Here is a 14,940-nt window from a genome sequence, read left to right as displayed (position 1 = left end):
CCCCGGCCCCCGGCCCCCCGCCCCCGGCCCCCGGCGCCACCAGGTCGCCCGACGGAGTCAGTTGACGCAGTACGTCGTCGGCAGCTGCCACTCGGGCCCGACCAGCCGCTGCTCCAGCTCGTTGAGCGTGATCCGGATGCCGACCGTCCCGGCCAGCCCGACCCGGAACCGGCTGCGGGCCAGCACGATCAGCGCCGTCAGGCCGTACTTGTTGATCAGCGAGGTGCGGTAGCGGGCGGTGTCGTCCGGGTCGCAGAGCCGTGCGCGGGCCGGCACCGGGCGTCCGGTCGGGCGCCCGTGGGCGTCGCACGGGCCGACCAGCACCCGGGGGTGGCGCCGGATCCGTTCGGCCTCGCCGGAGTGGGCCGGGGTCCAGACGCCGAGCGCGGTGCCGTCGGGCACCACCCAGATCTGCGAGTCCTGGCGGGTGCCGTCCTCGCCGAAGGTGGTGAGCAGGAGGTATCTGTTCTCGGCGAGCTGGTCGGATCGGTCGTGCATCTGTCCTCCCTCTGGCGTGGGGGCCGGGGCCGCGGGTCAGTGCCCGTGGCCCTCGGCGATCTCGCGGCACTCCTCGGCGGCGGGCTCGGCGATCCGGGCGTGTTCGCCGTGGAATCCGCGGGACAGCCGGGCGCGGGTGCGGCTGAGCACGCCCGCGCTCCGGGCGACTCCATTCTCGTCGACGGGGGCCGCCAGTTCGAGGGGGCGGGGCTGCTCGTGTGCGGTGAGCCGGTGCAGTTCGGCGGGCGCGAGCCCGGCGTGCACCTCGGTGAACTCGCCGTGCGGCAGGCGCCTGACGACGCCGGTCTCGCGTCCGTGCAGCACCTTGTCGCGGTCGCGGCGCTGGAGGCCGAGGCACCAGCGCTTGGTGATGACGAAGACGGCCACCGGGACGGCGAAGAAGCCGATCCGCACCGCGTAGGTGATGGCGTTGAGCGACAGGTGCAGATGGGTGGCGATGAGGTCGTTGCCGCCGCCGGCCAGCATCACCAGGTAGAGGCTGATCCAGGCGGCACCGAGCGCGGTGCGGACGGGCGCGTTGCGCGGCCGGTCCAGCAGGTGGTGTTCGCGCTTGTCGTCGGTCACCCAGCTCTCGATGAACGGGTGGACCGCGATCGCGCCGAGGATCACCGGGAACAGCGTGAACGGGATCAGCACGCCGAGGTTGAGGGTGTGCCCCCAGAGCCCGACCTCCCAGCCGGGCATCACCCGGATCAGGCCCTCGGCGAAGCCCATGTACCAGTCGGGCTGGGCGTCGGTGGAGACCTGGTCGGGGCGGTACGGGCCGTACGCCCAGATCGGGTTGATGGTGGCGACGGCGGACATCAGCGCGACGATGCCGAAGACCAGGAAGAAGAACCCGCCGGCCTTGGCCAGGTAGACCGGCATCAGCGGCATGCCGACGACGTTCTTCTCGGTCCTTCCGGGCCCGGTCCACTGGGTGTGCTTGTGGTGGAAGACCAGGATCAGGTGCGCCACCAGCAGGCCGAGCATGATGCCGGGCACGAGCAGCACGTGGACGGTGAAGAACCGCGGGATGATGTCGTGCCCGGGGAACTCGCCACCGAACAGGAACATCTGGACGTAGGTGCCGACCAGCGGGATGGCCAGTACCACGCCCTCGATGAACCGGATGCCGGTGCCGGAGAGCAGGTCGTCCGGGAGCGAGTAGCCGAAGAAGCCGTCCAGCATGCCGAGGAAGAGCAGCAGGAAGCCGAAGACCCAGTTGACCTCGCGCGGCTTGCGGAACGCACCGGTGAAGAAGACCCGCATCATGTGCACGAACATGGCCGCGACGAAGACGATGGCGGCCCAGTGGTGGATCTGCCGGATCAGCAGCCCGCCGCGGACCTCGAAGCTGATGTCCACCGTGGAGGCGTAGGCCTGCGACATGGGCACGCCCTTGAGCGGGACGTACGAGCCGTCGTAGATCACCTCGCCCATGGAGGGCTTGAAGAACAGGGTCAGCCAGACGCCGGTCAGGATGATGATCAGGAAGGTGTACAGGCAGATCTCGCCCAGCATGAAGGACCAGTGGTCCGGGAAGATCTTGCGAAGGTTGGCCCTGGCCAGGGTGTGGATCCCCAGCCGGCCGTCCGCCCAGTCGACGGCCCGCCGCCCCCGTCCTGGGTTCTGATTCCGGGTCATGTGCACGCACCTCAGTCGGAAGGAAGTGGGGATCATTCCCCGCTTCTCGCTGAGGTCACCATAATCGGGGAGTGATCCCCACTTCTACCCGGGGCGGCTGTGATCCAGACCCGGAACCGCAGATCCGGAACCGCAGACCCCGAAGCGACGCCGCCGCCGACGGTCGGCCCCGGAACCGCCGGCCCCGGAACCGCCGGCCCCGGAAACGGCGAGCGGCCCGCCCGGCGCCCCAGGAAGGGGGCACCGGACGGGCCGCGTACGCACCCGAGTAACCCGCAGGCGTCAGTGCACCATCACCGGCACCTCGTCGTTCTTCGCCGCACCGGCGCCCGAAGCCGACGCCGCGTCCGGGCGACCGGCGTTCACGAGGGTGAAGGCGATCGCGGAGGCCGCCACCAGGATCCCGAAGGACACCCAGATCGCGGTCGTGAAGCCGTGCACCATGCCCTGGAACTGCAGGGTCTGGGCGGCCGCCGGCGACGAGGCGGCCGCGGCGGTCGCGTGCGAGGCCAGCCAACTGGTGGTGGCGCTGGCCGCGATGGTGTTCAGCAGCGCGGTGCCGATGGCGCCGCCGACCTGCTGCGAGGTGTTGACCATCGCGGAGGCGACGCCCGCGTCGCGCGGCTGGACGCCGTGCGTGGCCAGGCTCATCGCCGGCATGAACGCGGTGCCCATGCCGAGGCCCATATGCTGCGTGGGATTTCGAAGCGGGAAGTGATGGAGGCATGGGGGGCGTCAAGGCAAATAAGGGTGCGCCTGGAGTGGACGGCCAGAGTATCGCTGACTTCGAGAAGGATATGGAGAGCAATCTCTATAAGGCCTGGAACCGGATGTCATCGGGCTCGTACTTTCCACCTCCGGTGCGCATGGTGGAGATTCCTAAGCCGCATGACGGTGGCGCGAGAATCCTCGGGGTTCCGCCTGTCGCCGACCGCGGGCGAAGCCTTCTGAGCTGGGGCGTCAGGGCCTCAGGGCGTCGATGTCCAGCGCGGCCAGCCGCTCCGGGTCCAGTAAGAGGTGGACCCCGCTGATCCGGCCGGCCCGGACGGCGAAGCCCAGCACCGCGACCGGCTCGCCGTCCCGGGCGACCAGCGCGCCCGGGGCGCCGTTGACCAGCACCGCGGCGGCGGTCGGCCCGCCCTGCCGGAGCAGCGCGGCGCGCTCCGCCATCCGGTCCGCGTGGGCCCGCCGTCCGCGTGCAGCTCGGCCGCCGGATTCAGGACGGCCGTCAGCGCCGCCCGGTCCCCGTCGCGGGCCGCCGTGCAGAAGGCGTCCACCAGCCTCCGGCGGCCGACCGGGCCGCCCTCGGCGTCCGCCGCGCGGGCCTCCTGTGCCTGGCGGCGGGCCTGGTCGGTGAGCTTGCGGGTGTCCGCGGTGGTCCGGCCGAGGGTAATCGCGATCTGGTCGACGTGCAGGCGGAACAGCTCGTGCAGCACGAAGGCGACCCGCTCGGCGGGGCCAGCGCGTCCAGCGCGACCAGCAGCGCGAGCCCGACCGACCCGCCCGGCGGCACCGGGTGAGCCGGCCCCACCACCACGTCCAGCAGCCGCTCCGGTCGGGCGTCCCACGAACCCAGCAGGCCCAGGCAGACCCGCCTGGTCACCGTGGTCAGCGAGGCGGCCAGGTCCGCGACCTCCTCCGGATTGATCCGGTCGAGCCTGACCCAGACCTCCCGCACCGCGGCCTCCGACTCTGCGTGTGAGCCCAGCAGCGGGTAGGCGAGGGCCCTCGTCCGCGGCCGCAGGTACTCGAACTGGCCTGTCTGCCGGTCCTGGTCGGGCACGGTCGCGCTCCTCGGTCCGGAGGGTTCGTCACCGACCGGTGCGCCTGGGCCGTGGGTGGACCTTACTCGGAGAAGCAGGGTGATCACACCGGGTGGTGCCCTACAGGAATGAGCCGGGATCCGATCCGACGCCGGCCGGCTGAACGACGCTGTCCCCCGTCGGATGAACTCCCGACGAGGGACGGCGCTGCGGTTGTTATGGGGTATTGCAGGTGTTACACCGTCTGCTGGGCCTCGAAGACCCAGTGGTGGTTCCCCTGGTCGGAGCACTGCCAGACGTCCAGGCCCTGGCCGTTGGCGGTGTTCCAATTGTTGAGGTTGAGGCAGCGGCCGGAGGCCGGATTGTACAGCGAGTTGTCGTACCGGCGGATCCAGGTCTGGGTGGCCGGGTTGCCGCAGTCCTGCGCGACGACCGGGGTGCCGTCGACGGCCACGGCGTCCGCGGTGCCGAGGCATCGCCCGGACGCCGGGATCTTGATCTGCTTGTCCTTGGTCATCGCGAAGTGCTGGCTCTCGCCGTTCCAGCAGTCGTAGATCCGGAGCTGGGTGCCGGTCGTGCCGCCCCAGCTGTCCAGGCACTTGCGGGTGTCGACCGCGCTGCGGATCTGGATGACCGAGTCGGTGGTGGCGAGCGTGTTGGCCTGCTGGTCGGTCAGGGCGTACGGGTAGGCCCGGACGTCGCTGATCGCGCCGTTGAGCAGGTCACCGGGGGCGGACTTGTTGTAGGTGACGCCGCCGACGTTGAGGCTGCCGGGGGCCGGCTTCCAGCCGCTGGGCACCTTGTCGGAGCCGACGGCCGCGCCGTTGACGTACAGCGTGATCGTCGAGGTGTCGGAGTTGAAGGTGCCGGTCAGGTGGGTCCACTGGCCGACCGCGGCGTTGGTGCGGCCGCTGTGGTCGTAGGCGGAGTACCAGGCCGTGGGGCTGGTGCTGTCACTGCCCGGTAGCACGAAGGCCCAGTTGTGGAAGGTCTTCGAGTACTGGAGGTAGAACGGGCTGGCCACGTCGCCGGTGAGGGAGACGGCGGTCTGGAAGCCGTCGGTGTTGTTGATCTTGACCCAGGCCGAGACGCTGTAGCTCCGGGAGGTGTCGAGCCTGCTGTTGACGGGGGCGGTGGTGCGGTAGACCGACGCTCCGTCGAAGGCGGTGGCCTTGTTGGCGTTGCGGTTGTGGTCCGCGGTGAGCATGGCCCCGGTCGGGTAGGTGTTCTTGGGGTCGTCGCCGTTCTTGTAGAGCTTGTTGGAGTCCTCGTTGTCACCGCTGGAGTGGTTGTCGAGGGTCCACCACTGCGGGTTGACGGTGGTGTTGGCGATGGTGTTGGGGCCGACCTGCCAGGTGTAGCCGGCGGTCGGGGAGCCGGGGGTGGTGGGCTTGCCCCACCAGATGTCGATCGAGCCGTCGGCCTTGGTACCCCACAGGGCAGCGTTGCCGCTGCCGGTGAGGTCGCCGTCGGAGCCGAGGGTGGTCCAGGTGTCGCTGGGCACGCCGCCGATCTTGGTGGTGGTGGCGATGCCGGTGAGGGTGGGGACTATCAGCGGCTTGCCGGTCGGGTCGTTGACCGGCTGGCCCTGGCTGTCGGTGGCGAGGACGGTGCCGGTGGTGAAGGTGAGGCCGTTGAGGTCGTCCTTGGCGGCGTCCGACGAGGCGGCGAGGTTGCGGGTGAACAGGCCGGGGTGGCCCTGCTTGGCCCAGTCGCCGGAGGTGATGAGTTCCTTGTCCTTCCAGCCGGATGCGGCGAGTCGGACGGGCTTGCCCAGGGTGTTGGCGTTGGTGGCCGGGTAGTACCAGAGGGCGGCGTCGGTGCCGTTGTCGGTGCTCTCGACGGTGAGCAGGCCGGTCTTGTTCTTGAAGCTGAGCTTGGGGTCGAGGTCGGTGTTGACGGGGTCGCCGAGGGCGGCGATGCGCAGGGTGGTGGACCAGTCGTTGGCGTTGTAGCCGGCGGTGGTCAGCCAGGAGCAGTCCTCGGTGGCGGTCTTGGCGCACTTGGGCTTGGTGAGGGGGACCGGCTTGTCGATCCGGCCGTAGACGCCGGTGTTGCCCGGGTTCGGGTAGAGCTTGAGCTCCGGGTCGCCGGGTGCGTGGGCGATGACGTCGTCGATGTTGTTGCCGCCGGTGAGGGTGCCGCGGTGGGTGAGCTGGATGCCGGTCCAGCCCTTGCCGCCGGGGGCCTCCGCCGGGATGGAGACGGCCGAGACGGCCGGGCTCTTGGCGTTCGGGTTGCCCGGGGGGTTGTACGCGCGCAGGTAGCCGGCCTGGTCGGGCGTCAGGATGTCGGGCGCGCCGTCGCCGGTGACGTCACCGAAGACGGGCGGCGGGCCGTCAGGGTTCCACGGGACGTAGAAGGCGTACTGGGCGACCGGCGAGACGTTGCGGGCGTTGTCCATCACCTGGATGTACAGGATGTTGGTGCCCCAGCGGCCCGAGGAGACCGGGATGCCGCCCCGGGGGAAGTCGTTGCCGCAGACCCAGCCCGCGCCGGCGAGCTGAGGGTCCCAGGACCAGCGGGCGCAGGCGACGCCGGAGGCGTTGCCGCCCGGCGCCGGGTCGGCCGCGGTGAACGGCACGAGGCCGGTCTCGCCCGTGCGCTTCTTGGTGACCTGGCCGTTGCCGGACGGCGGGAAGGTGGTCGCCAGGTCGCCCTCGGGCAGCTGGGTGTAGACGTCCGGGACGGAGAGGGTCGGCGGGGTCAGGTCGACGCCGAAGCGGCAGATTGGCGTCGAGGCGGACATCTGGACCAGCTTGTCGCTGGCCATGGTGCCCCAGCCGTAGACGTGACCGTCCTTGATGACGCCCGGCTTGACCTGGAAGGCCGCGTTCCCGCCGTTGGGTACCTCGGCGGTGAAGCCGGAGTCGGCGTCGGCGCTCAGGTCGGCGTAGTCCCAGATGTGGGTCCAGGCGAACAGCGAGCTCTGTGCGTTGCTGCTGACCGTCCCGTTGAGGGTGACGGAGCCGTTGAAGCCGGAGGAGGAGTTGAGCCAGCCGATGGAGTTGCCGTCACAGCCCTGGTTCTCGGCCCACGGCACGGTCGTCGAGGGGACGGGCCAGGCGTACGGGTTGGTCGGGGTGTTGGGCACCCGGTCGTACTCGACCACGACGGCCGGGTTGTAGGTGAGGCGCTTGAACGCCATCGCGTTGGACTCGTTGCGGGCGAACAGGCCAAAGGTGAGGTTGTCGTGGCTGGGGGCGTACTGGCGGTAGACGCCGGTGACGTCGTAGTCGAACTGGGTGTAGCCGCCGCAGCCGTTCTGCCCCGCGCCGCCGACGTCCGCCGAGCCGACTCCAGTGACCACGCCGGGGGGATTGTTCCAGGTGGTGTTGTTGTCGATCGCACCGGTGAGGTTCAGGTCGACGGTGTACTTGTTGGTGCAGGAGAAGTCCGAGGACTTGGCCTCGAAGAACGACATCGTCGCCTTGTTGATGACGATGTCGTTGTACCAGCGGGTATCGAACTGGAAGTAGGACCGTTCGACGCCCTTGGAGGTCTGGTAGCCCTGGTAGCCGACACCCGGCTGGGCGTACTGGTCACCGGAGTTGGCGACCGTACGGCCGAGGTTGTTGGTGCGGGGGTAGGCGGACTGGGTCCAGGCCCAGGTGGTGGCCTCGCGGCGGTCGTAGATCCAGCCGGGGTCGATGAACCAGGGGCCCTGGCCCTTGCCGAGGACGGAGTCGTCGGTGGTCAGCTCGACGGCGTCGGCTGAGGCCGAGGTCCGCATGGTGGCGACCTTGGCGCCGGCGCCGGGGCCGTCGGCGGTGCTCTTCTGCTCCCGGCTGTCGCCGCCCTGGTCCTGCCCGTCTCGCTGGGCGCCGGCGGCCCTGCCCTTGGGGGCGCCGGGGGTGGTGCCGGTGCCGCTGTCCCACATCTGCGGGGTGGGGGCATGCCAGCGGACCTTGCCGTCCTTGGTGGTGGCGGTGAGGTTGCCGGCGTCGTCGGCCTTGACGCTGACGCCCTTGGCCTGCGTGGGGAAGCGGACCTTCTTCAGGGCCGGGTTCTTCGCCGCTTCGGCGGTCTTGACGACCAGGACGGTGGAGAGGCCGCCGAGCTTCGAGGCGGTGACCTTGAGGTCGATGCCGGGGGTGACCTCGGGGTAGACCAGGGCCTCGCCGCCCGGGTCGAGGGTGGGCTTGGTCAGCGGGAAGGGGGAGTCGATGGTGAGGGACTCGCCGTCCGGGCTGGTGAGGGTGCCGAGCGGTCCGTCGCCGCCGCCGGACAGGTGGACGCCGGCGACGGCGGTCTTGGGCCGGTAGCCGCCGTGCTCGTCGGGGACGAGGGTGCCGTCCAGGTTCGCCCAGGCGTTGTTCTGCTTCACCCGCTGGGGTTCGGCGTGCTGGGTGCGGGCGAGGTGGCCGGCGGGGGTGGCGACGGTCTCGCTGTACTCGTCGGTCAACTCCGGCACAGGGACGGGCTTCCCGGTCCGCCTGGCCTCGGCGATGGCCTTGTCCGAGGCGAGTCGGGGCTTCTCGCCAGCGAACTTGGCGTCGCCCGCGGCGATCCGGTCGGCCAGGTCCTTCGGAATCCCTCCGGAGGCCTGGCTGGAGGAGGCCGGGGAGTCGGCGGCGAGAGCCAGGGGCGCGACCGGTCCGACGGAGGTCAGCGCGAGTGCCAGGGTGACCGCGACGGCGTACGAACGCCGAGATGGATATCTGGTTCTGCGCATCCCGGAGGAGGCTCCGGAGGGAGCGGGCATGGTGAATCCCCTTCGAGGAGAGGTGTGAACGTCCGGCCGAGCAGGACGGCCGGATCAGGATCGTTCGTAGAGGTCCTCAGCAAGCTGCCGGATAGCTGACTGGCCGTCAATTGCATTGCCGGGAAGGGTGTCCGATTTGACGGATCGTCCGCCGATTTCGTTGATCTGTGATGTTAATCACAGCCTCAGGGGATCCTCAAGTCGCTCGACCACTGGATCGTTAGCGCCCTACCCTCCACCGAGACCTGTCCGCGCCGAGTCGTGGTGCGGACCTCCCATGGGGGTGGAGATGTCCTCTTTTTACGAACGACCACCCGGTGACACCGGGTGGGACAAGCGGCCGTCGAGACGGCGCAGATCCCGATTGGGAGCTGTCAGTTCGCTTGCAGTTCTGACCGTCCTGGCGGCTCCGCTCGGCACCGCCGTCGCGGCCCCTGCAGGCAGTGGTGCGGACAAGGGCCGGATCTGGTCGCCGCCCGGCACACCACTGCCGAAGACGGCCTCGGTGCACGGTGCGGCGGACAAGGTGAAGTCGACTTCGCCGCAGACCGGTTCGCCGAACTGGGTGCCGCCGAAGTCTCTGCGGCAGCCGAAGCAGGGCAGCGCGGACGTCGCGTTGGACGCGGGTGTGGTCGCGTCCAGGCAGGCGGGCGACCTGCCGGTCTGGCTGGCGCCGGCGCCGGGTGGTGAGGCCGCGCCCACCGCCCCGGTGCGGGTGCAGGTCGCCGCGTCGCCCGCAGACGCCTCGAAGGGCCTGCAGGGTACGGTCGTTGCGCTGTCGCGCGACGAGGCGGCGAAGGCCGGCAAGGTCCAGGTCGGGCTCGATCTCGGCGCGATGGGCGTCAGCGGTGACCTCGCCCACCGGGCCCGGCTAGTGGCGCTGCCGGAGTGCGCGCTCACCACCCCGGACGTCGACGGCTGTCAGGCCCGCACGCCGGTCGCCTCGCACTACGACGAGAAGTCGAAGCGGCTGGTCGCGGATGTCGACCTGCCGGCCGTGGGTGGCACGTCGAAGGGCTCGCGGGCGGAGTCTGCGGCCGCGGCGGGTTCGCTGGCCGCGCCGGGTCGGGTGCTGCTGGCACTGGACGCCGCGCCCTCCGGCGGGACGGGTACGTACAGTGCCACGCCGTTGGGGTCCAGCCAGAGCTGGACGGCGGGTAGCGCGTCGGGGTCGTTCACGTACAGCTATCCGATCGTGGTGCCGCCGTCCCTGGGCGGTGGCGCTCCGTCGCTCGCGCTCGGGTACGACTCGGCGTCGGTGGACGGGAAGACGGCGTCGACGAACGCCCAGGCGTCGTGGATCGGCGACGGCTGGGACCTGAGCGCCGGGTTCGTCGAGCGTGGCTACCGCGGGTGCGACAAGGCGGGCATTCCCGGCTCGGGTGACCAGTGCTGGGGTGGGCCGAACCTCACGCTATCGCTCGGCGGGCACTCGGGTGAACTGGTGCCCGATGATGGTTCGTGTGTCGCCGGGACGGCGACCGATGAGCAGTCGCGGTGCACGTGGCGGCTCAAGGGTGATGATGGGACGAAGGTCGAGTTTCTGACCGGCGCCAACAACGGCACCTGGAACGGCTCGTACCTGAAGGTGACGGACACCTCGGGGACGGTCTACTACTTCGGTCTCAACCAGTTGCCGGCGGCGGACGGTTCGCCGGGCAAGACGGGTCCTGAGAGCAAGTCGGCGTGGACGGTTCCGGTGTACTCGCCGAACCCGGGGAACCCGTGCTACGACGGTTCCAAGGGCAAGGGCTCCTGGTGCCAGACCGCTTGGCGCTGGAACCTGGACTACGTGGTCGACGCGCACGGCAACCTGACCACGTACGGCTACACGCCCGAGACCAACTGGTACGCGCGTGGTGGGGCCCAGAACGGAGGCAAGGGCGCGAACACCGCGTACACGCGTGGTGGTGTGCTGTCCGCGATCACCTACGGCCAGCTGCTGTCCGACCAGTTGGGCGCAGGCGGCTCGTACCGGTCCGCGGCCCGGGTCGACTTCGAATCGGGTGAGCGGTGCGTGTCGGGTGCCCCGGTGTGCGACCCGTCGCAGCGCACGGCGGCGAACGCCGCCAACTGGCCGGACGCGCCGCTGGACAAGCAGTGCCAGGACAGTGGTGCCTGCACCAACTACGGCCCCACGTACTGGTCGACGAAGTGGCTGAACGGGATCACGACCTCGATCCGCTCGGGCGGTTCCTACCGCCCGGTGGACACGTACGAGTTCACCCACGTCTTCAAGACGCCGCAGAACGCGACGGAGAACGCGCCGATCGCGTGGCTGCAGTCGGTGAAGCGGACGGGCAAGGACACGGCCAACGGCCAGGCCGAGCAGGCACTTCCGGTGGTGACCTTCGCGGACCTGCTGCTGCCCAACCGGGTGGACGGCCTGGTGCTGGGCCGCCCGAGCTACAACCGCCCGCGCGTGGCCGTGATCACCACGGAGACCGGTGGCACGATCACGGTCTCGTACAAGCAGGACCAGTGCTCGCGCACAGCGGGGCGGATCCCGTCCTCGGCCGACAGCGACACCATGGGCTGCTACAACGTGAAGTGGTACGACACGCAGGTGCAGTCCACGGTGGACGACTGGTTCCTGCGGTACCCGGTGGACACGGTGACCGTCGATCCGAACGGCAACCTCATCGCCAGTTCGGTGCCGATGACCACCTCCTACACGTACGGCCCGGCGGCCTGGCGCCGCAACGACAGCGCGCTGGTCGAGTCCGACTACCGGACCTGGGACCAGTTCCGCGGCTTCGCCAACGTCACCGTGGTGACGGGCTCCGGCAAGGACGGGCCGCAGGCCAAGTCGACGACCAGCTACTACCAGGGCATGGACGGCGACATCAAGGCCGACGGCAAGCCGAAGGCGGCGACCGTCGCGGGCGTGAAGAGCGGCAACCGGACCGACTCCGACTGGATGTCCGGGCAGGTCCTGGAGACGGACACCTACGCGGACGCCTCGGCCGACGCGGGCTCGCCGGTGTCGTACACCGTCAACACCTATGAGAGCCCGGTGGTGAGGGCCACCCACGCGCGCGCTGGCCTGCCGGACCTCGTCGCCCGCTACGGCGCCACCAAGGTCACTACCGCCGCGACCGCCGCGACCACGACCGGCACCCGCACCACCACGACGGTGTCGAACACGGACGCCGGGAAGAGCAACCGGGTCACCACGTCGCTGAGTACGGCCGACGGCACGCCGGACGTGTGCACCCGTTACCGGTACGCGGCCGGCGCGAACTCCCAGATGACCGGCCTGGTCTCCGAGCAGTTCGTCATCTCGGGCGCCAGCGCCTGCACGGCGGACGCGAACGCGGCCAACACCGTCTCCGACAAGCGGACGCTCTACGACGGCCAGGCCTTCGGTACCGCCGGTGCCAAGGCCGAGGTCACGGGCAGCCAGGTGCTGGACGGCTACGACGTCAACGGCGCTGCGCGGTTCGTCACCACGGGCACCAGCACGTACGACCCGTACGGTCGGGCCACCTCGGTGACCGACCCGACGGTCACGGACAGCGCCAACCCTAAGGGTGCGGTCACCACGACCGCGTACAGCTCGGCGAACCCGGGCGAGCTGCCGAACCAGGTGGTCACCGGCACCCCGGCCCCGGCCGGCGCGCCCGATGCGGGCACCGCCCGCACCGCCACCGTCACGCTCAACCCGGCCCGCGCCCTGGTGCTGACCGCGAAGGATGCCAACGGCCGCACGACGACCAAGACGTACGACGGTCTCGGGCGGGTGAAGGCGGTCTGGGCCCCGGGGCAGGACACCGGTGGCAACGCGAACGCGACCTTCGACTACGCCGTCAACGGCAGCTCGGCGCCGTCCACGGTGACGACGAACTCGCTGCGTCCGGGCGGAAAGGCGTACGGGAAGTCCGTGCAGATCGTGGACGGCCTGGGTCGCACCGTGCAGACCCAGAGCGACCCGGCGATCTCGGCCTACCAGGGCCGGATCGTCGCGGACACGTTCTACGACTCGCAGGGCCGGGTGGGCCGCGCGTACAGCGCCTACTACGAGGACACCAACAAGCCGAACACGACCCGGTGGATCCCGGACGGCGCGATGGTGCCGAACCAGAGCGTGGTGCAGTTCGACGGTCTGGGGCGTGCTGTGAGCACGCAGTTCGTGGCGCTGGGCAAGCCGCAGACCACGACGACGACGGCCTATCCCGGTGCGGACCGGGTGGACGTGTCGCCGCCGGCCGGTGCCACCGCGACCAGCACGGTCACCGACGCCCGCGGGCGCAAGACGCAGCTGTGGCAGTACAAGACGGCCGCGGCGACCGGGAACCAGGCCGACGCCGATGTCACCAGCTACACCTTCACGCCCGGCGGTCAGGTGGCCACCCGGGTGGACGCGGCGGGCAACACCTGGAGCTACACGTACGACCAGCGCGGTCGCCAGGTGAAGGCGGACGACCCGGACACCGGCGTGTCGACCCGCGCGTACGACAGTGCGGGGCGGCTGGCGTCGACGACGGACGCGCGTGGGCAGACGATCGCGGTCACGTACGACCTGCTGGGTCGCAAGACCGGGGCGTTCAACGGCTCGGTGGCCCCGGCGAACCAGCTGACCGGCTACACCTACGACACCGTCGTGAAGGGCCAGCCGGCCGCCTCGACCCGGTACGTCGGTGGAGCAGGCGGTACGGCCTACACCAAGTCGGTCAGTGAGTACGACGTGGCGTACCGGGCGACGAAGACCTCGGTCTCCATCCCGGGGTCCGAGATCGGCCAGACCGGGCAGATGAGTTTCGACTACACGGCCGCCTACAACCCGGTCAGCGGATCGATCGTGTCGGAGGGCCGTGCCGCGGCGGGTGATCTGGCCCAGGAGGCGGTGACCTACAACTACGAGGACTTCGGGCAGCTCAACGATGTGAGTGGCTCGGGGTATACCTACCTGCGGCAAGCGGACTGGGATGCTTACGGACGTAACATCCGGGACACGATGAACCCTTGGGGCACCCAGATCGTCGCGACGAACACCTACGACGAGTCGACCGGTCGGCTGCTGACCCAGTACGTAGACAAGCAGACATCATCGACGGGTACGGTTCAGAACACCACGTACGCGTACAACCCGGCGGGCCGGATCACCGCGGTCCGGACGGTTCCGGACAACACTCCGGGTCAGGCGGATCTGCAGTGCTTCACGTACGACTACCTGGGCCGGCTGACCACGGCGTGGTCGGACACCGGGCAGCTCAACCAGCCCACGCCGTCGCTGGCGGGGCAGGGGGTGTGCGCCAACTCGTTGCCCACGAGTGGGGCTTCGACGGCGGGGACCACCACCGTCGGTGGTAGCGCGCCATACTGGCAGGACTACACGTACGATGCGGTCGGCAACCGGACGAAGCTGGTCATGCACAATCCGACCGGTGACCAGTCGAAGGACCTGACCATCGACCAGTCCTTCCCGGCCGCGGGCTCGCGCAACACGCCGACCTCGGCGGCGGGCACGGGCGGTGGTACCGGCGGTGCGCACGTGCCGACCGCGGTCAAGTCGACCTTCTCCAACAACGGCAGTGTGCCGGGCAGTTACCAGTACGACGCGGCCGGGAATACTACGAAGATCGCCAACCCGGGTGCGAACAAGACCCTGGGCGCCGGCTTCGTGCTCAACCCGGGTGAGTCCGTGCGCTCCAGCAGCGTGCAGCTGACCATGCAGACCGACGGCAACCTGGTGCTGACCTCGCTGCGGACCGGTCTGGTGACGTGGTCGTCCGACACGGCGAACCACCCGGGTGCGTGGGCGACGATGCAGGACGACGGCAACTTCGTCGTCTACGACCCGCAGCGGGTGCCGCTGTGGTCCTCGCAGTCATGGGTCGGCCCGAACAGCAAGTTCTTCGCGGTCGTCCAGGACGACGGCAAGTTCATGGTGTACGCGCCGGGTTGGGCCCCGAAGTGGGACTCCCGCACGTGGGCCACCGTGGACGCGGCCAACGGCGCGGACCTGACCTGGGACGCCGAGGGCAAGATCGCCACGCTCAAGCAGGGCAGTTCCACCACCAGCTACGTCTACGACGCGGACGGCAACCAGCTGATCCGCCGCAACCCCGGCAAGGTCACGGTCAACCTCGGCGGTGGTGACGAACTCGCCTACGACACCAACGCCAAGACCAGCACCGGCACCCGCTACTACGCCCTGCCCGGCGGCGTCACTCTCGTCCGCCAGGGCCCGACCAAGCTCACCTACCAGCTCGCCGACCACCACGGCACCGGCACCCTGTCCATCGACTCGGCGACCACCCACGAGAACCGCCCATGGAGCCACCCCGTCGGGGTCCAGCGCGGCACCGGCGGGGCCATCGACAG

Annotated in this window: 6 protein-coding genes and 2 pseudogenes; 3 read left to right on the top strand and 5 right to left on the bottom strand. The window is 70.0% G+C overall.

What is annotated here, in order from left to right; genetic code table 11:
- Positions 1-57 precede the first annotated feature (57 nt).
- From ACFV6I_RS28045 to ACFV6I_RS28035, 3 genes and pseudogenes are all read right to left on the bottom strand, one after another.
- Entirely contained in the window at positions 58-498 is a 441-nt protein-coding gene (locus ACFV6I_RS28045) for a PPOX class F420-dependent oxidoreductase (RefSeq protein WP_380428281.1), read from the bottom strand.
- Between the two features lie 36 nt (positions 499-534).
- Positions 535-2,145 (bottom strand): cytochrome bc complex cytochrome b subunit, encoded by a 1,611-nt coding sequence (locus tag ACFV6I_RS28040; RefSeq protein WP_380428280.1) that lies wholly within the window; start codon positions 2,143-2,145, stop codon positions 535-537.
- Between the two features lie 282 nt (positions 2,146-2,427).
- A pseudogene (locus ACFV6I_RS28035) lies at positions 2,428-2,832 on the bottom strand (MFS transporter); the annotation flags it as partial.
- On the opposite strand from ACFV6I_RS28035, the pseudogene ACFV6I_RS28030 reads away from it, so the two are divergent.
- A pseudogene (locus tag ACFV6I_RS28030) lies at positions 2,833-3,080 on the top strand (group II intron reverse transcriptase/maturase); the annotation flags it as partial. It abuts the pseudogene before it with no gap.
- A 25-nt stretch (positions 3,081-3,105) separates the two neighbouring features.
- On the opposite strand, the gene ACFV6I_RS28025 reads toward ACFV6I_RS28030, so the two are convergent.
- Positions 3,106-3,315 (bottom strand): hypothetical protein, encoded by a 210-nt coding sequence (locus ACFV6I_RS28025; protein ID WP_380341139.1) that lies wholly within the window; start codon positions 3,313-3,315, stop codon positions 3,106-3,108.
- Positions 3,316-3,341: 26 nt separating this feature from the next.
- Between ACFV6I_RS28025 and ACFV6I_RS28020 the strand changes: the two genes are divergently transcribed.
- Positions 3,342-3,665: a hypothetical protein gene (locus tag ACFV6I_RS28020; protein ID WP_380341141.1), complete on the top strand. Its 324-nt coding sequence runs from the start codon at positions 3,342-3,344 to the stop codon at positions 3,663-3,665.
- A gap of 478 nt (positions 3,666-4,143) precedes the next feature.
- Here ACFV6I_RS28020 and ACFV6I_RS28015 read toward each other — a convergent pair whose 3' ends face one another.
- Entirely contained in the window at positions 4,144-8,613 is a 4,470-nt protein-coding gene (locus ACFV6I_RS28015; protein WP_380428279.1) for a LamG-like jellyroll fold domain-containing protein, read from the bottom strand.
- Between the two features lie 364 nt (positions 8,614-8,977).
- On the opposite strand from ACFV6I_RS28015, the gene ACFV6I_RS28010 reads away from it, so the two are divergent.
- A partial coding sequence (locus tag ACFV6I_RS28010) for a hypothetical protein (RefSeq protein WP_380428278.1) occupies positions 8,978-14,940 on the top strand: 5,963 nt, incomplete at its 3' end.

This window comes from Kitasatospora sp. NPDC059803 (assembly GCF_042732255.1).
Taxonomy (GTDB): Bacteria; Actinomycetota; Actinomycetes; order Streptomycetales; family Streptomycetaceae; genus Kitasatospora.
Note: the sequence above shows the minus strand (reverse complement) of the source record. Positions and strands in the feature narration are given on the sequence as shown.

Coding starts and splice junctions, on each gene's coding strand:
- ACFV6I_RS28040 (WP_380428280.1), bottom strand. CDS start 2,145: ATGACCCGGAATCAGAACCCAGGACGGGGGCGGCGGGCCGTCGACTGG.
- ACFV6I_RS28025 (WP_380341139.1), bottom strand. CDS start 3,315: ATGGCGGAGCGCGCCGCGCTGCTCCGGCAGGGCGGGCCGACCGCCGCC.
- ACFV6I_RS28045 (WP_380428281.1), bottom strand. CDS start 498: ATGCACGACCGATCCGACCAGCTCGCCGAGAACAGATACCTCCTGCTC.
- ACFV6I_RS28015 (WP_380428279.1), bottom strand. CDS start 8,613: ATGCCCGCTCCCTCCGGAGCCTCCTCCGGGATGCGCAGAACCAGATAT.